This window comes from Paenibacillus sp. 8b26, assembly GCF_050626875.1.
In the GTDB taxonomy this organism is placed as follows: Bacteria; Bacillota; Bacilli; order Paenibacillales; family Paenibacillaceae; genus Paenibacillus.
Genome location: NZ_CP192445.1, coordinates 5,414,554 through 5,432,382, shown reverse-complemented (window position 1 = coordinate 5,432,382; position 17,829 = coordinate 5,414,554). Strand labels below are relative to the sequence as shown.

Annotated in this window: 14 protein-coding genes; 7 read left to right on the top strand and 7 right to left on the bottom strand. The window is 46.4% G+C overall.

Annotated features, from left to right (window positions below):
- Positions 1 to 28: 28 nt before the first annotated feature.
- The 4 genes from ACQ4MX_RS25250 to ACQ4MX_RS25235 form a co-directional block, all read right to left on the bottom strand.
- Positions 29 to 328 (bottom strand): PTS sugar transporter subunit IIB, encoded by a 300-nt coding sequence (locus ACQ4MX_RS25250; RefSeq protein WP_023989371.1) that lies wholly within the window; start codon positions 326 to 328, stop codon positions 29 to 31.
- The gene (locus tag ACQ4MX_RS25245; protein WP_134913540.1) at positions 325 to 684 is read right to left on the bottom strand and encodes a PTS lactose/cellobiose transporter subunit IIA; all 360 of its coding nucleotides are present in this window, start codon (positions 682 to 684) and stop codon (positions 325 to 327) included. The genes ACQ4MX_RS25250 and ACQ4MX_RS25245 overlap by 4 nt, the downstream gene beginning before the upstream one ends.
- A 177-nt stretch (positions 685 to 861) precedes the next feature.
- Positions 862 to 2,811, bottom strand: coding sequence for a BglG family transcription antiterminator (locus ACQ4MX_RS25240; RefSeq protein ID WP_431087925.1), 1,950 nt, complete (start codon positions 2,809 to 2,811; stop codon positions 862 to 864).
- A 42-nt stretch (positions 2,812 to 2,853) separates the two neighbouring features.
- On the bottom strand, positions 2,854 to 3,924 hold the full coding sequence (locus ACQ4MX_RS25235; RefSeq protein ID WP_044648221.1) for a LacI family DNA-binding transcriptional regulator: 1,071 nt from the start codon (positions 3,922 to 3,924) through the stop codon (positions 2,854 to 2,856).
- Positions 3,925 to 4,235: 311 nt separating this feature from the next.
- Between ACQ4MX_RS25235 and ACQ4MX_RS25230 the strand changes: the two genes are divergently transcribed.
- Genes ACQ4MX_RS25230 through glpK form a run of 4 tightly spaced genes read left to right on the top strand, consistent with a single transcriptional unit; the run spans position 4,236 to position 9,067 of the window.
- On the top strand, positions 4,236 to 5,699 hold the full coding sequence (locus ACQ4MX_RS25230) for an L-fucose/L-arabinose isomerase family protein (protein WP_431087924.1): 1,464 nt from the start codon (positions 4,236 to 4,238) through the stop codon (positions 5,697 to 5,699).
- A 54-nt stretch (positions 5,700 to 5,753) separates the two neighbouring features.
- Positions 5,754 to 6,599: a transketolase gene (locus tag ACQ4MX_RS25225; RefSeq protein ID WP_023989376.1), complete on the top strand. Its 846-nt coding sequence runs from the start codon at positions 5,754 to 5,756 to the stop codon at positions 6,597 to 6,599.
- Positions 6,600 to 6,601: 2 nt separating this feature from the next.
- Complete coding sequence (locus tag ACQ4MX_RS25220) at positions 6,602 to 7,537, top strand: transketolase family protein (protein WP_076264801.1); 936 nt, start codon at positions 6,602 to 6,604, stop codon at positions 7,535 to 7,537.
- A 12-nt stretch (positions 7,538 to 7,549) separates the two neighbouring features.
- A complete protein-coding gene (gene glpK, locus ACQ4MX_RS25215) occupies positions 7,550 to 9,067 on the top strand; it encodes a glycerol kinase GlpK (RefSeq protein ID WP_431087922.1) in 1,518 nt (505 codons plus the stop codon).
- A gap of 83 nt (positions 9,068 to 9,150) precedes the next feature.
- On the opposite strand, the gene ACQ4MX_RS25210 is transcribed toward glpK, so the two are convergent.
- Positions 9,151 to 10,029 carry a LysR family transcriptional regulator gene (locus ACQ4MX_RS25210; protein ID WP_431087921.1) on the bottom strand — a complete coding sequence of 293 codons (879 nt, stop codon included), beginning with the start codon at positions 10,027 to 10,029 and terminating at the stop codon, positions 9,151 to 9,153.
- 136 nt (positions 10,030 to 10,165) lie between these two features.
- On the opposite strand from ACQ4MX_RS25210, the gene ACQ4MX_RS25205 reads away from it, so the two are divergent.
- Positions 10,166 to 11,377, top strand: a complete 1,212-nt coding sequence (locus tag ACQ4MX_RS25205; RefSeq protein ID WP_431087920.1) for an MFS transporter — start codon at positions 10,166 to 10,168, stop codon at positions 11,375 to 11,377.
- A gap of 179 nt (positions 11,378 to 11,556) precedes the next feature.
- Here ACQ4MX_RS25205 and ACQ4MX_RS25200 read toward each other — a convergent pair whose 3' ends face one another.
- Positions 11,557 to 13,617 (bottom strand): glycosyl hydrolase 115 family protein, encoded by a 2,061-nt coding sequence (locus ACQ4MX_RS25200; protein WP_431087917.1) that lies wholly within the window; start codon positions 13,615 to 13,617, stop codon positions 11,557 to 11,559.
- Positions 13,618 to 13,873: 256 nt separating this feature from the next.
- Between ACQ4MX_RS25200 and ACQ4MX_RS25195 the strand changes: the two genes are divergently transcribed.
- Positions 13,874 to 14,581: a GntR family transcriptional regulator gene (locus ACQ4MX_RS25195; RefSeq protein WP_134913533.1), complete on the top strand. Its 708-nt coding sequence runs from the start codon at positions 13,874 to 13,876 to the stop codon at positions 14,579 to 14,581.
- A 65-nt stretch (positions 14,582 to 14,646) separates the two neighbouring features.
- Here ACQ4MX_RS25195 and ACQ4MX_RS25190 read toward each other — a convergent pair whose 3' ends face one another.
- Positions 14,647 to 15,846 carry an enolase C-terminal domain-like protein gene (locus tag ACQ4MX_RS25190; protein WP_431087915.1) on the bottom strand — a complete coding sequence of 400 codons (1,200 nt, stop codon included), beginning with the start codon at positions 15,844 to 15,846 and terminating at the stop codon, positions 14,647 to 14,649.
- 259 nt (positions 15,847 to 16,105) lie between these two features.
- On the opposite strand from ACQ4MX_RS25190, the gene ACQ4MX_RS25185 reads away from it, so the two are divergent.
- Positions 16,106 to 17,491, top strand: a complete 1,386-nt coding sequence (locus ACQ4MX_RS25185) for a PTS transporter subunit EIIC (RefSeq protein ID WP_431087913.1) — start codon at positions 16,106 to 16,108, stop codon at positions 17,489 to 17,491.
- Positions 17,492 to 17,829: the final 338 nt, after the last annotated feature.

Sequence of the window (17,829 nt, the reverse complement as noted above, 5' to 3'; positions counted from 1 at the left end):
AAAAGTGTTGATCTATTTGTACAGACGATTATAGATTTAAGGCTTCGGCAAGTACCTTTTCACCATTCATCATGCCATAATCCATTCTGTCGATTACGCTTACCTTGATGCCTTTAGGCTCGTATTTGGTTTTAAAATCATCTTCCAAGTAGCCGACCTGCGGTCCTATCAGCAGTACGTCCGTTTTGTCCGCATACTCTTTAAAAGAGCTTTCGGAAGTAGCTCTGATTTCAACCTCAACATTTTGAGCCTGTGCAGCCTTCTGCATTTTCTGTACCAGCATACTTGTAGACATTCCTGCTGCACATACAAGCGTAATTTGTTTCATTGGTTATTCCTCCCCGATAATGGTGTGATGGATACTGATGCTTCGTAACGGTTCAATCTGCTGTAAAGTTCCACGATATGTCTCGCCAGATCCTTGGTCGTAATGGCAGACATGAGATGGTCTTGTGCATGCACCATTAGCAGTGTCACTTCATGAGCTGTCCCACCCGCTTCCTGCTGGATCAGTCGCGTCTGCGATTTATGCGCTTGAACCAGCTCGTTCTTGCATTCTTCAAGACATTCTGCTGCCTGCTCCGCATTACCCTTCTCGGCAAAGCTGATGGCTTCCATAGCTTTACTCTTCGCAATACCCGAATTTGTTATAAGTCCCATTATGATTTCCTGATACTCATCCATTGAATTCACCCCATGCATTTCATCTCTTTAGCTTACAGATTCAGTGTATACGATTCTTGCCGACTTCTAAACGCAACCCTTTTCCACTAGAAGCGGAAATGCTTACAATGGAAAAAATAGCAAAACTCCGCACGATGCTTGTTCAAAATCCAAGCAGAGGTCGTGCAGAGCTTTATTTTAATACAGTTTATGTTTGATAATAATTTGAGCAAAATCCCCGTAGGTTTTGCATTCCAGCATTTGCTGGATAATATCGGAGTCATCGACCAGTCCCATCAGATGCTTATACATTTTCGCCGGAGGCTCGTCGCCGTTTTTGTTAATACTGAGCAGGCAGACGAACTGCACGGGCTTACCGGACCAATCTATGGGAGATTTCAGTGTACAGACCGCCCATACCGTCCGGTTGCTTTGCGGAATAATGGGATGAGGAATGGCTACCAGATTTCCGTAAGCCGTAGGAGCAGCATTTTCCCTTTCCAGCACCAATCCGATGAATCCCTCGGAAGAGCGGATCAATCCGGAAGCATGCATTCTTTCTCCCAAAAAAGTAATAATCTCTTCTTTTGTAGTGAAGTTCTGTCTCAGAAATACAAGCTCTTCCATAATGTAGCGGAAAGTAAATTCGCCTTCATCCGTCAGCAGCTCTTCAATCTTATCGATGTCACCGCCGCCAAGCAGAGTCTGAACTACCACGACCGGAATGGATAATGTCTGCGGAATTGGAACTGTGCTTACCACAAAATCAATGCCATGCAAAGGAACCTGCTGCAACTTGTAATACTCGGTCGTACCAGCAACCTCAAGCCTTTCACCGAACTTGCTACGTAACTTGTAATACAGCAAGCGGGCACTTCCAACACCCGAAGTGCATACGACAAGGCAGCGTTTAGGCCTGTTGTTCATCTGCTGCCTTTCCATGGCGGCCCCGATATGAATCGCCAAATAACCCATTTCCGTCTCTGGTATAGCCAAATTCAGTTTGCTCTCGATCAACTTGGCACCTATGACCCCCGCCTGAAAAGCCAAAGGATAATTATTCTTCACATGATCCAGCATCGGATTACGGATATTCATCCCATATTTTACGCGGTTTAGCGCCGATTTCAGATGAAGACATATGCCCATTAACAGTTCTTGATCCCGGCTGATATTCAGGTTAAAGTTCCTGTCAATTTCAGCCAGCATTTCTCTGCCAAGCTCATAAATTCCCCGATCCAAGAGCTTCTGAGGCCCCGCCTCTTCTGTCTGTTGCTCCGTAACTCCCTCAAACCACTTGTTCCCGGCCAGATGCATGGCGATATAAGCAACCTCATCCTCCGGAAAGGTCAAATCCATTTGCTTTTCAATGTGGCTAACAATATGTTCAGCGGCTCGAAATTCCTCGGTAGCCCGAAAATCTTCCCTTTCATCGGAAAGCATCGCGACCCGGTTCCCATCGCGAATACGCTTGCAAGCTATAGCGATATGAATGGACAGGTTGTTGAAGGCAACATCCGACAAAGTGACCCCGTGGTTCTGGGTTTGCTCCAGAATAATACCGCGAATGAGTGTCATTTCCCAAGGGGTAACCATTCTCGATGCGGCCTCCACGCCCCCAGTCCTTTCTTCTTCAGAACGGTTGACGATGAATTCAGACATGCAGAAACGTAAGCGAACCTCGTCGCCCCTCAGCTTGACACCGTAATTCGGGCGCTTATCAATGCCGATTCCGTAAGCCTGTAGCATATGCTTAACCTCTTTGAAATCATTTTGTACGGTGGATTTGCTAATGTATAACTCATCCGCCAACTCTTCCAGCTTCAAATAATTTTCTGTAAGCAGGAGGCGCGAGATTAAATAACGCTGTCGGTATTCAGGAGAATTGGGATCATCCGGTTCGTTATACAGGAACAACTGCTGTAGGAGCGTACGAAAGCTGCGGTCGTCCGTGATTTTCAGTTCATACCCCCTTGAACGAACAGGCTGAATCGATGCTCCATGCTTGGCCAGAAATTCATCCAGTTCTCTGATATCGCTACGTACGGTACGTGAAGTAACCTGGATCAATTTTGCCAGATGCTCGCTCTTGACAGGAGTGTCCGCAGCCAGCAAATGCTGTAGAATCGAAACCATTCGCGTATTCATTCAAGGTGACCCCCCGTTCTTTTGTCCAAATCTATCCTTTACTCAGGCCTGCTCGGTTAGCTCGCCTTTAGGTACGAAAGTGGCAGGAGCAGCACAGGAATTGCGCTCTACAAATTTCGTATCCACTGTGATTTTTGCTGTAACCTGCGTTCCCTGCTCAATAGTATCGGTCAGGAGATCGACAGCCAGAACGGCCATTCTTTCTTTTTCTACATGAATGGTCGTTAGCTCCGGCGTAACAATGACCGATTCCGTAATGTTGTCAAAGCCGATAATTGAAGTATCCTGCGGCACCCGGATGCCAAGCTCGCTCATGGTCTTCATAGCGCTGATTGCAATATAGTCGCATTCGCAGAACCAGGCCGTCGGCAATGTTTTCCCGCTCTCCAGATAAACGGTTAACTGCCGATTCAGATCCTCTTGCGAAGTAAGAATGGTTGGCGCTACAGCCAGCATTTGTGCCTCCGGAATCTTCAGCCCCCGTTCCATGAGTGCCGCCAAAAATCCGCGTTTACGTTCCTCAAAATTATGAATTCGTACATTTGAAGCAATATAACCGATTGAGGTATGACCCATATCGCATAAATAAGCTCCTGCCTGATAAGCACCCATAACATTATTAATCTGGATAAATTGTACGGGAAGCGTATCAAAGCAGGTATCCAGCACAATCAGATTCGGCAGCTTAGCATGAATATCACTGATCTGCTCACGGGTCAGATTGGTTCCCAGAACAATGGTGCCTGCACTGCGTTTCTCCTCTGCAACCATCTGGATATCCCTCTGGAAAAATTCTACGTCGACCGTCGAGAAGATCAACGAATACCCTTTTTGTCGGCAACGTTCCTCAATAAACTGGATTAATTCTTTAAAAAATGGCTGCTGATAGTATTCCTCAAGGACAATGCCCGAATTTGTACAAACGAGAAAAAGCAAGGACTTATCACTTCTTGAAGCCGTTATCGTCTTGCTTTTGGGACTGTATCCTGCCTCGTGGGCTACTTGGAGAATACGTTCACGCGTATCCGGGCCAATACCCGGCTTACCACTGAAGGCCAGTGAAACAGCTGATTTGGATACGTTGGCCAGCTTAGCGATGTCTTCCATTTTCATGCCCTAATTCTCCATTCTAAATAAGATGAACACAGCAGTGAAGTGAATAAGTGAAGTTTACACCGAATTGAGATGCGATGCAATAATTAGCTGAATTAATTTATATTTGTTTAGTTATTTTTTTAGTATTTATAACTAAATATCACTGAATAATTCATTGACACCGTTTTAATTCGATGTTACTATGGCCTCGACATAGAAATATTCATTGAATTTAGTTTTTACAACTAAACTAATTTAATTTTGTTTAGTTTATTTATTCTATTTTGTTCAGCAAATGTTGTTTATTCAAGTACAGAGGAGACATGATCATGAAGAAATTAAAGCTGGGTTATGCTCCGACGCGCCGATTTACGTTCAGCGCCGACGATGCCTTTAAGTACAAAGTGGAAATTCGCAAGAAAATTGAGAGCTTTGGCATGGATATCGACATTGTAGACCTGGAGGGCCTTAATGAGGAAGGCTTGCTGTATGACGACCATATAAACGCGGATTTAATTGCAAAGCGATTCAAAGAGGAAGAAGTCGACGCTGTTTTTTTTCCACATTGCAACTTTGGTACAGAAGATACTGTAGCTCGTGTAGGCAAGGCGCTCGGCAAGCCTGTCCTGCTGTGGGGACCGCGGGATGAAGCGCCGCTTGCGGACGGCATGCGTCTTCGCGACACCCAATGCGGTATTTTTGCCACAGGTAAAGTGCTGCGAAGATTCAACGTTCCCTTCACCTATGTAACGAACAGTTGGGTGAATGATCCGGTTTTCGAAAGAGGCTTTACCAACTTTGTGGCTGCCGCCAACGTCGTGCGCCAATTCAAGAGCTTACGCATTCTCCAGATTGGCCCCCGCCCTGCTTCGTTCTGGACGATGATGTGCAATGAAGGCGAACTGCTGGAACGCTTCGGCATTGAGATTCATCCCATTACCATTGTCGACATTCAGCTTAGAACCAAAAAAATCGCCTCCAGCAATAGCTCCGAGCTTCTGGAAACGATGGATTACATTAAAGAAAAACTCGATTACAGTGAAGTGACCGAAGATGATATAAGACGGATAGCTGCTTTAAAGGTCGCCATGAAATCCTTCGCCCGTGAGACGGGAAGCAGCGCTATCGCAATTCAGTGCTGGTCCTCTTTGCAGGATGCCATATCTATTATGCCGTGTCTGGCCAATGCAATCCTGACTGACGAACAAATTCCGGTTACTTGTGAAACAGATATCCATGGAGCCATTACTTCCATTATGGTGCAGGCTGCCTCCATGAACACATTGCCAACCTTCTTCGCAGATATTACTGTTCGACATCCTGAGAATGATAACGGCGAACTTCTCTTCCACTGTGGCAATTTCCCGGTCTCGCTCTCCGTAGAGAACAAACCGAAGTTACGCAAACATTTTCTCTTCGACGACCATTCTCCCGGAACGCATGAAGGCGAAATCCGCGGTGGCGGTATGACCATTGCCCGATTTGACGGCGACCACGGTGAGTACTCCATGTTCCTCGGGCGTGCCCGGGGTATTGAAGGTCCTTATACCCGCGGCTCCTACGTATGGGTGGAAGTAAACGATTGGCCGCTGTGGGAGGAAAAACTCGTAAAAGGGCCTTACGTCCATCATTCCGTAGGTATCCACGCCAATGTGATCCCGGCCATTTATGAGGCCTGCAATTATATACCCGGCCTGACGCCTGATCCGGTCGATCCCACGGAACAGGAAATTCAAAGCTGGCTTAGAGGATCCGATCTCGCCCGTAATAAGCGCTCGAACATTCACGTTTGAGACGTCTAAAGCGACAAAGCCCATCCCTATAATATCTATCTTGAGGAGGACATTATGGAAATCCAGGAACTGAAAGTCAAAGCCGCACAAATCCGCATGGACCTGCTAACCATCATTCACCGCGCCAAAACGGGACATACAGGGGGATCGCTGAGCAATACAGACATTTTAACGGCTTTATATTATGAAATTATGAACGTTGACCCTGCTAATCCAAAATGGGATGACCGTGATCGCTTTATCGCCAGCAAAGGGCATTCCGTAGAATCTCTATGGTGTATTCTGGCCGACCGGGGCTTTTTCCCAAAAGAAGAGCTGGAGACCTATAGCCAGTTCGGTACCCGACTCATTGGCCACCCGAACAACAAGGTTCCAGGGATTGAAATGAACACCGGGGCCCTCGGCCACGGCCTGCCCATTTCCGTAGGCATGGCACTAGCTGCCAAGCGGGATGACCGTCCTTACCGTGTATTTTGTTTAATGGGAGACGGCGAACAGGCCGAAGGCTCCAACTGGGAAGCCGCTATGGCAGGCTCTCATTATAAGCTAGATAACCTGATCGGCATTATCGACCGCAACCGACTCCAGATCAGCGGTGCTACCGAAGAAGTCATGGGACTGGAGCCGCTGGAAGAGAAGTGGACTGCCTTCGGCTGGAACGTCGTCTCTATCAACGGCAACAATATGGAAGAATTGCTTAAGGCATTCAGGTCCGCCCCTGAAGTAGCTGGAAAGCCAACGTTAATTATGGCCAATACCACCAAAGGCAAAGGCGTATCGTTCGCCGAAAATGTCCCGGCATGGCATCACCATGTGCCTAATGATAAAGAGTTGGAGCTGGCTCTCACAGAGCTAAAGGCAACGATCGAAGAATTGACGCAGAAAGGGCAGGTGCATTAAGCATGAATAAAATTCCTAATCGCCAAGTAATCTGTGACACACTGCTGGAGTTGGCCAAAGACGACCGTGATATCATGGTACTGGCCAGCGATTCGCGCGGTTCTGCTGCAATGGCTCCCTTTGCCAATACGTTCCCGGAGCAGTTCGTTGAGGTCGGCATTGCCGAACAGAATATCGTAGGCATGTCTGCAGGCCTGGCCCACAGCGGCAAAAAACCGTTTGTGACTTCACCAGCCTGCTTCCTCAGTATGCGCAGTATTGAACAAGTCAAAGTTGACGTTGCTTATTCGCGGACAAATGTGAAGCTCATCGGCATTAGCGGAGGCGTCAGCTACGGGGCGCTTGGCATGTCACACCACTCCGTGCAAGATATCGCAGTAGCCCGTGCAATTCCGGGACTGGCGATTGTCCTGCCTGCTGATCGTCACGAAACGAAGAAACTGACCGAAGCGCTTGTAAAATATGACGGCGGCGTATACGTGCGAATCGGGCGTAATCCCGTTGAGGACGTTTACGAAACCGATGATTACCCATTCGAAATAGGCAAAGCTATAACTGTGAGAGAAGGCAACGACGTTACAATTATTGGTGTCGGTGAAACCGTGCGAATCGCACTCGATGCCGCCAAGGCACTCAACGACGAAGGCATATCCGCCCGGGTAATCAACATGCATACAATCAAGCCGCTGGATGAAGAGGCGATCATTACCGCTGCACGTGAAACTGGACGCATCATTACCGTTGAGGAACATAGCATTTACGGCGGTCTCGGCGCAGCCGTGGCAGAAGTTGTTGTGCAGAATCACCCGGTTCCTATGAGAGTGCTCGGCATCCCGGATGAGCCGGCGATTGCCGGTAAATCGGCGGAAGTTTTCCACCACTACGGCATTACGGGTGACAATATCAAACAAATTGCATTCGAATTGATTAATAAGTAGAGGGCGAAGCATATGGAGCACAATCAACAATATATATTGGCCATCGACCAGAGTACTTCAGGCACCAAAGCACTCCTTGTAGACCATCAGGGCACAGTAATCGCCCGCAGCGGGATGGAGCATAAGCAATATTACCCCCATCCCGGCTGGGTAGAGCATGATCCGCTCGAAATTTATGAAAATGTCAAAATAACGGCCCGCAGCGTATTGGAGCAAGCCTGCGTCCACCCGTCCGCGCTAGCTGCGCTGACAATCACCAATCAACGCGAAACGGCACTGGTGTGGGATAAGGCGACTGGTCAGCCAATATATAATGCTGTTGTCTGGCAATGCCAGCGTACGGCGGACCTGTGCGCCGAACTAAAGCAAGCTGGCCACGAAAGCACCATCCACGCCAAAACAGGGCTTATGCTTGACCCTTATTTCTCCGCTGCCAAGTTCAAATGGATCATTGAACATGCGGAAGGAGCTGCCAACCTGCTGGCTGAAGGGAGGCTACTTGCAGGGAACATGGACAGTTGGCTAGTCTGGAAGCTTACCGGCGGCAAAAACCATGCAACCGACTATACAAATGCCAGCCGTACATCGCTGTTCAATATCCACACGCTGGAGTGGGATGAAGAGCTTACTCAGTTGTTCTCCGTTCCTTCTTCCCTGCTGCCCGAGGTTAAACCATCCGACGCTATTTTCGGATATACGGCAGATTGCGACCTTTTCAATGAGAAAATACCGATTTCGGGCGTCATTGGGGATTCACAAGGGGCATTGTATGGGCATCTGTGTTTCAAGCCCGGAACAGCCAAAGCAACCTTTGGCACGGGCACCTCTGTATTAATGAACGTAGGGAATCATCCGGTGGATGGCGGTGACGGACTTGTAACCGCTATCGCCTGGGGGGTCGGCGGAACTGTTACGTATGCACTTGAAGCCATCATCCGGACAACAGGTGACAGCATCAAATGGACGCAGGACAACTTAGGACTGTTCTCTACCTTTGAGGAAATGCAGCGCTTAGTCGAAAGCGTTCCTGCAAACGATGGCGTCTATCTTGTGCCTGCCTTTGTCGGAATGGGCGCTCCCTATTGGAATCCCTACGCCCGGGCGGCAATTATCGGTATGAACCGTGGAACTGGCAAAGGACACATTGTCCGGGCTGCGCTGGAGAGCATCGCTTACCAAGTACGGGACGCTATAGAGTTTATTCAGGAACAGTCCGGGATTGAGTTGGTCGGCCTGCGCACGGACGGCGGGGCTTCCTCCAACACTTGGCTGATGCAATTTCAGGCCGATATTCTGGGCAACCTTGTGACCCGATCCACATGTGCCGAGCTGTCGGCCATGGGTTCAGTCTATCTCGGTGGGCTCGGCACAGGCTTTTGGTCCGATCCAGATCAAATCGCTTCCAATCTTAAAATGTATGAAGCATATGAACCAAAGATGGATGACGCTACCAGAGAGAAATATTATACTGGCTGGCAGCGGGCTGTTCAGTCTGTAATGCAACAACAGCATGAATCTCCCATTTTATAAATAAACTCTATACTTCATTCCTCATATCTCCCAAAACATTCCATATAAAAGGGCCCTTGCTTTGCAAAGGCCCTTTTATTAAATTACTCACTCGAACGATATAACTGACTCAACACTTTTACAAATTCACGGGCTGCCGGGGTCGCTTCATCAAAGGAATGCGCGATAATTCCGATATCCCGCGTAATCCGGGGAATAATCTCTTTAACGATTAGTGAATGGGACACCGAGGAAAGCGTAAACTTCGATATAATGCCGATGCCCAGCTTTTTTTGGACCATATGGACTAACGTTTCGGCCGTTTGGACCGTGAGACTCTCCTGGAAAGGAATTTGCTGCTCATGCAAGGTGTTTAATACAGCAGATTCATGTCCTCCTTTACAGAAGATAAGGTCGTTCCTGTTCTGTTCCAGAGAAACCTCGTGTTCTGCTTGCAATGGATGATTCTCCGGTATGATGGCAACCATGGAGTCGTGTTCAAGAATGCGGATGTCATAATGATCAAATGGAGAAGCTACTATTCCAATTTCAACAGTACGCTCCTCCACCCATTGTTTAATTTGATTCGAGTTTCCTTCCATCAGCTCAATGGTGACTTCCGGATATTGGGAGCGGAATAAGCAGATCGCTTCCGGAAGCAAGTTCGTAGAGGCCGCCGGGAAGGAGCCTATTTTCACTTTACCGCGCAAAAGCTTATTCTCCTGACACGCAAGCTGAACCATTTTATGTTCGATCTCCTTCATTTGCCTGGCCAGACTCAGCATTTCTTTTCCCACTTCGGTCAGTAAGAGTCCATTCTGCTTGTCGCGAATAAACAATTTTACCTGCAAAGTATTTTCAAATTGGATCAAAGCCTTGCTAACCGCAGGCTGGGAAATAAACAGCGCTTTAGCAGCCTCCGTCATATTCATTTTCTCCGCAACCTTCATAAACACTTCAAGATGATTCATATTCACAGACATACACCCTTTATAACCATACGGTTATTCCCTATATGAAATAATAGTATTTCAGTTATATCAAAACATACCTTATGATAAAAAACAACTCCTGCTCCTTATGAGCAGATGTAATGCTTGATTAGAAGGGGATTGGAATATGAATTCAAATCTGAATTTTACCGAACGCACTACCAGAGATACAGCTTCATCTAAAGGACTTCCATGGGGCGGGTTACTGGCGCTTGCTATGACCGGATTTATTTGTATTCTCACCGAAACGCTTCCCGCTGGTCTATTGCCACAAATCAGCAAAGGACTGGGAATATCGGAAGCTTTGGCTGGCCAATTGGTCACGTTGTATGCTCTCGGTTCACTCGCTGCCGCAATCCCGTTGACTGCCGCAACACGGGGCTGGCGACGACGGCCTTTATTATTGCTCTGTATCATTGGCTTTCTCATATTTAACACCATTACGGCACTGTCTTCTTACTATATCTTGACGCTGGCTGCCCGTTTCCTTGCAGGCGTAGCCGCTGGTGTGTTATGGGGAATGCTTGCTGGCTATGCCCGGCGAATGGTTCCGGATTCACTAAAAGGACGCGCCATGGCTGTCGCCATGTCAGGAACCCCGCTGGCTCTTGCCCTCGGCGTTCCGTTAGGAACGTTCCTCGGTGCGCTTGTTGGCTGGAGAACGGTTTTTGGTACCATGTCCTTTCTCGCGGTAGTCTTAGTCGTCTGGGTGCTCTGGAAACTTCCGGATTTTCCCGGACAGGCTTCCCAACAGCAACTCCCGCTGAGTAAGGTTTTCACGATTGCCGGTGTACGTCCCATTTTACTTGTCGTTTTGGTTTGGGTACTGGCGCATAATATTCTGTACACCTATATCGCTCCTTATTTGAGTCAGGCTGGACTGGCCTCCCGAACGGATGTGGTGCTGCTTATTTTCGGGATAACTTCGGTTGCCGGAATTGGATTGATCGGTGCATTGATCGACCGCTGGTTGCGTCTATTGGTACTCATGAGTACCCTTGGCTTTGCTGTAACTGCTGTGGCACTAGGAATCGGAAGTCACCAACCTGCCATCGTGTATTTAAGTGTTGCCCTGTGGGGACTGACCTTCGGCGGTGCCGCTACCTTATTACAGACCGCATTGGCCGAAGCGGCAGGCGAGAGTGCAGATGTAGCTCAGTCTATGCTTGTAACCGCTTGGAATCTGGCCATTGGCGGGGGCGGCTTGCTTGGCGGAATTCTTTTAGAGACGCTTGGGGTTCACTCTTTTCCGTGGACGTTGCTTATCCTTATGCTTCTTGCCTTCGTCATTTCGTGGATTGCCAAGGAACACGGCTTTTCTGCAAGAAGATATGAGTAGACCTGAAACTAGAAACGGTATGGATGGAAGAAAAAATTGTTTAGAGGTCTGCAGATGATGGTAACTTGAAAGTTGCATCATGAGATATGCAGAAGCTAAACAAAACATGGGTTAAGTTACAAAGAACCTTCCAATCCATCTTGATGGATCGGAAGGTTCTTTTACTGGGACCGAGTCCTCTAATATAGCACCTTCTCCAAGCAGCGTGCCAATTCATCATCGGGTAACGGCTTGCGATGCGTATTTTCCAGGTAGATATGTTTCTCTGTTTCGGGCATTACATATTGTTTGTACCACAGGAACATATCGGGACTATCTCCCTGAATTCGAAGAAATCTCCGCACCGTGTCCGCATGAGAAATGGTGTTATCGAGATTGGTCAACCAATCCGCCCGGTAGAAATGCTCCCATCTTCCAGTTCCTGCGAGCAAGAGCGCTTCTTTACCCATCTGGTAGCTCCAAACTGCATGCGAAGCTTGTATAAATGCTCGTGGATAATCTTCTTCAAGAAATAACCCGTAAGCGATGCAGATGTTAGCCAGCCCACGGGAGCCGCTCAGATGCAATTCAATCTGCACAAGAAGCTGATTATAAAGCCTGCGACATTCGTCTTTAGGCAATTGTTTCATAATTCGCAGACACCGCTCTCGCAGTTCAACCCAGCCGGGGATTGCCGACTCGGCTTTTTCCTTGAACCAGCGTACCTGCTCAGGAAAAGGTCCTTCTCCAGCAGCCCAGCACAGCCGTTCATCACTGCCTTCTTTACCTTGCAGCCAAAAGCCCATCATTTGCCGCGCTGGATGGTGATAGAATTCCTCCCCCGCCCGATCATCCTTATGCGGGCCATAAACAATAGTACAATGGAAATAATCCCGGTATAATTGGAAAATCTCTTGATGCTGACGACTGTACAACCGCCCGATAAAGTCAGTAAGCTGCTGTTCAGCATCCACGTTACCATACGTCCATAAATTCGCTGCCAAATCCAGAGTATATAAATGTGGCAAAATATTACCTGAATTGACCAACAGATACTCGTCTGCTCCTGCGGCAAATGCTGCCGTTAATTCGTCCACAATCAGCTCGGCTGAGGAGGGAAATTGCGTAAGATGGTTTGACGCCTGCAAGTCGTGGAAGGTCACATGATAATATACACCGTTCTTGCCTTCATCCCCCACCTCGGGCAATGCGGGTACACGATGGTTGAGATTCCCATGGCGCCGGGATACCATTTTACCGTAACCATTGTCCGCCCATATTTTAATCACTCCTTCGGGGACTTCAATGTGACCCTGCTTGTATAACTCGGCAATCTCGCCATACATCGCCATACTGCAAACGGGCTGCTCCACAAATTCGCAGATCATACTGTACTGCTTGCGAACCACATAAGATATTAATTGTCCACGTTTCTCCGGCGTATTAAAGGAAGGATCATTTTCCCAAAAAGGCTTGTCTCCCTGCCCACGAAAAGACAATACCCATACAATTTTCTCTCCCTTTTGCCGTTCAATCGCTTCCTGCCATAGCTGTTCAAACAGTTCGGGATGCTCTTTGTAGCTGGCCTGTTTACCCGGAAAAACACGCAAAAACATCTCCGCACCCAGCGGCTCGGTATGATGGTGAGTAATCCATAATCCCATTTCTACTGCAAGCTTATGATGGATACCTGTACGCGGTAAATCCGTCCCCGGAATTACCATGTTGCCACCGCAGCGTAGTAATGCTTCAAAAACGGGCTCCCACACCTGTTCCGTCGGCGGATAATCATGCTTCCAGCCAATCAAGCAGACCTCATCATTGACGAACCAGCCCCGATAGCGAACCTTGGACGGTGCACTATCATAATCCTGGCTCGGCAGAACTATAGCATCCCGTCTAGTCGGAGAGAGTTCCGCCCAGAACCAGAATGGCTCCACACCCAAAACGAAGCGACTGTAATGAAGCAACCCATAAATGATCCCCAGCTCATCACGGCCTATGATATGTAGTACCGTTCCCTTCTCACCAGCAACAAAACGCAGACAATAGCCCTCTGGCCACTGTGGGCAATCATCCTCTTCCTGCGCATAACGGATAATGATTGCGGCCTCTTCTTCTTTTTGTAGCGGCTCTCTGCCAAACACTTGCTTATGATCTCGCGCAATCATTCTCCAAGCGTGGGCAACCGGCACACTTCCGACAGCTTGAAGATTGTATCCGCTTTCATGCGAAATGATCAGAGGTTCACAGGGTTTCATGTATTATCATCTCCTATTCAACGATGAAAACTCTTCTTACTTTTATTTTATAGGTCGGTGGCATACTTAGCCCAAAGGGACATGAAGATTTGCTAGGGATAACATGTCCAAGAAAGACAAATCTGTATTTTTTTCTTGCGTCCAAACATCAGAAATTCCTCCTACCTCTATCTCATAATTAATATGATCACTTGATAATAGTTGCTATAACAGTATGATAAAAATATCGATGAACCAACGACTAGGGGGCTTATTAGTGAACAAAAAGGAATTTGTAATTCACGATTTATTGAGCAAAATCTATCAAAATCATTATCCTGACTGGAAACTGCCGACAGAAAGAGAACTCGCGAAGCAATATAATGTTTCACGATACACCATCCATGAATCAATCAAAAAATTAAAATACATGGGCTTGGTTAAAGTCGTTCAAGGATCAGGCATCTTCATAGGAAAGAATATTCAGACCAGTCCACTCATCTATAACTCTTTAACTGAGAACCCATACTCCAACATAAAATCCAAAGTAATCGAGTTGCAAAAGCAACCCGCTACTCCCGAGGACCAACAGATTTTTGGAATAACAAGCAGCGATGAGGTATGGGTATATCAACGTCTAAGAATCGTTAACTATCAAACGATGCAGTTAGAGTTGTCCCGATTACCTGTTATTTTATTTCCAATCCTTACGCACACGGATGCCGAACACTCCATTCAATCCTATGTGAAAAAACATAAATATACGATTTCGCATTACCTAAATACCTATGAGGCAATCGCACTTAATAAAGAACAGGCTATGCTCTTGCAACAAAAGAGAAAGAGCCCAGCGATGAAAATATCAAGCCGCGGCATACTTAATAATGGGATTATCTTTGAGATAAGCGAAATCGTAGCCATTGACTATAAATGTACGTATTTGACAGCCTTCAATAACGAGCATCACAAAAGAAGAAATTTATAAAAGCATTCACCTAAACAGGCAGCTTCTCCAGCATAAGGGTTCCTATATGCTGGAGTATTTTTGTTTTAAGGGGTCATAAGTGTTCCATCTGGCAATCTCGCCTGCGTCCATTCGTGCATCCTGTATTCCACCGGATAATTTTTCGCCTTTTCTTCATTGAATTCCACGCCGATGCCCGGAAGTTCAAGAGGGTAAATGTATCCGTCTTTAGCGTCTATGATGGGCGTAAAGATGCTGCGTGTGTTCTCCTTAATCGGAATATTCTCTTGGATCGCGGCACTGTGTAGGTGAATATTAAGATGAGTGTTAACGGCGATTCCAATAGGAGTAATGTCTGACGGTGTATGCCAAGCAATTCTAACTCCGAATGCCTCACATAAGGCTCCGAGCTTAAGAGCAGGCGTGATCCCTCCAATTTGAGATACATGGCAGCGAATAAAATCAATCTGCCTGTTGACAATAAGGCTTCTCCATTCTAAAGGATTATTGAACAGTTCCCCGGTGGCTATTGCAGTTGAAGTTTGGGAACGTATCTGACTTAACCATTCATTTTGATCCGGCGGTAAAATGTCCTCAACAAAGTACGGTTTATAGCATTCGAGGTCTTTTGCAAACTGTACGGCTTGATTGGGGAAAAGTCGTTCATGCACGTCATGCAGGATATGAAACTGTTCATTATATTTTGACCTTAATAGAGCAAACATCTTGATGGTGGTTTGCATATACTCGTCTTGGTCATAATAGGACCCCTTGGTAGGGTAATCCGGAGCATGCAAGTTCGAAGGATTCCCTCCATAGAAGCCAAGTTGGCACCGGATATGTTTATATCCTTGCTCAAGAATACCATCAATCTCTCGGTACAAATCCTCGATGTTGTCCGCAACCGCATGAGTATATGCAGGTATCGCATCCCTCGATTTGCCTCCAAACAGCTGGTACAAGGGCATGCCTGCAATTTTACCCTTAATGTCCCACAAAGCCATATCTACTCCAGAAATCGCGTTATTTAGTACGGGACCATTACGCCAATAAGAGTTGACCATCATCATATGCCATAAGTCCTCTATATTATTGGCATCTCTTCCAATCAATATAGGTTTGAGATACTCCTCGACGATGAGCTGAACGGCTTTCGGACGCTGCTGAAAAGTGGCGCAGCCATACCCCGTAATTTGATTCTCTGTAGTTACTTTGACAACCACCAGATTATGTCGATCAGGTTTAAGCACAAAACATTCCACATTAGTGATGATGGAAGGGTTCATATTTCTCCTCATTTCTAAGAATTTCTAGGTTTATTGAAACATGTTTGAAAAGCAGAATCAATTTGGCTGGGTAAATTGTCTGATTATTAAAAAAAACCAGACCAATTTATCAGAAAAAGTTCAATAAATCCTTATATATAAAGGTTTTTTCATGAAACGAGGCTTATTTTGGACTGCTTTTATTCGACATACCTTTGTGATACCATTCAGAATGTAAACGGAACCAATACTTCATATTCCAAGGACAGGAGAATTTTTAATGAACAAAATGAAAGCGGTACACGACATGATTTATGGGGTCGGAGGAGAAAGCAATATTCAAAACGCTTGGCATTGCATGACCAGACTCAGGTTTGATCTAAAAGATAAAAACAAAGTGGACATAGAGAAAATTAAGGAATTGGACCCGGTTTTAGGCGCGCAGTTTAATAATGACCAATTCCAAATCATTCTTGGTCCTAAAGTCGCGGAATATTATAATATTTTGGCCAGTGAATTAAAGCTAACGGATGTTCAAAAGGAAGATGAGGCAAGCGCTGAGAAAAAGAAGGGGTTTGTTACACTCTTCATGAATATTGTATCCGGCGTGTTTGGGCCTATCGTTCCAGCTATTGCCGGGGCAGGATTGATCAAGGGACTTATCGCAGGGTTGACCGCCCTCCATATCATCTCGGATCAAAGCGAAACCATTCAGATCATTAACATGATGGCGAGCGGAGTATTTACGTTTTTACCGTTTTTCTTGGCAGCCTCGGCGGCTAAAATTTTCAAAACCAACGAATATTTAGCGATAGCAATCGCTGCTACCATTATGTTTCCAACGATGGTGGATGCGGCCAAGGCCGGGGAACTTTCCTCGTTTCAGTTTTTAGGCTTTATACCTATCCCAGTGTTTAACTACACCGGTACAGTAATCCCGATTATCTTTGCCGTATGGGCGATGAGCCATATTCATAAAATCGTTAACAGGTTTATGCCAGAAGTATTAAAAACCGTAGTTACGCCAACGTTAACCTTGTTTATTTCGGGCTTCCTGGCATTATCCGTTATCGGTCCCATTGGCATTCACCTAGGCAATGGCTTGGCTTGGCTTGTTCAAGGCTTATTCAGTATCTCTCCCATCCTTGCTGGCGTTGTTGTTGGTGCGATTCGACCTTTGGCTGTCTTTACTGGCATGCATCATGCAATGACTCCGATTGCTTTGCAGAATTTCGCAACACAAGGTTACGATATGTTAATGCCTATGATGTGTATGGCTAACTTTTCAATCGTAGGCGCAACATTTGCAGTGTATTACAAGGTAAACACACCTAAAGAAAAATCTATCATTGTTTCAGCCGCCGTCTCCGGTCTTTTGGGAATTACTGAACCTGCTTTATTCGGTGTACTGGCTAAGTACAAAAAAGCTTTTCTAGCCGCCATCATCGCAAGTTCAGTTGCTTCGGCTTTTATCAGCTTTTTCGGTGTCCGATTGTATGGGTATGTGTTATCCAGTATATTTAGCATTCCCGCTTACTTTGGGCCTTACTTTATCTATGCCATCTCCGGAATGATCATTGCTGTCGCGCTCTCCTTTACAATTTGTTATCTGTTTCTAAGCAAAGTAGATGTTGCGAGAGCAAATGAACCTACGCAGCTCAAATAATCGTTTGTCACGGCTTCCAAGCTTTTTTAAGCTCAATGAATCGTTTAAAAGTATCTAAGATAATGAGTGGAGCCTGACTACTGTATAAGTGTTGTCAGGCCCTTCAGTTAGCGATTATTGGGGGGATCCGTGCTAATCAAAAGAAGGAGGGGCATGGTTACTTTCTTTGTTGCCCGTATTCGGTTTTTTGCGCCCTCCAATGGACGTGTGCCAGTATCCAGCGTCACGAGCATGGGCGTTTAGTTGCGAAGATCAACAAACGTTTTTTCGTTAGGTGCATTCTAAATCACTATAATCAACTGCTTACGAAATGCTCTTTTCCATCTGGTGAATTGTTT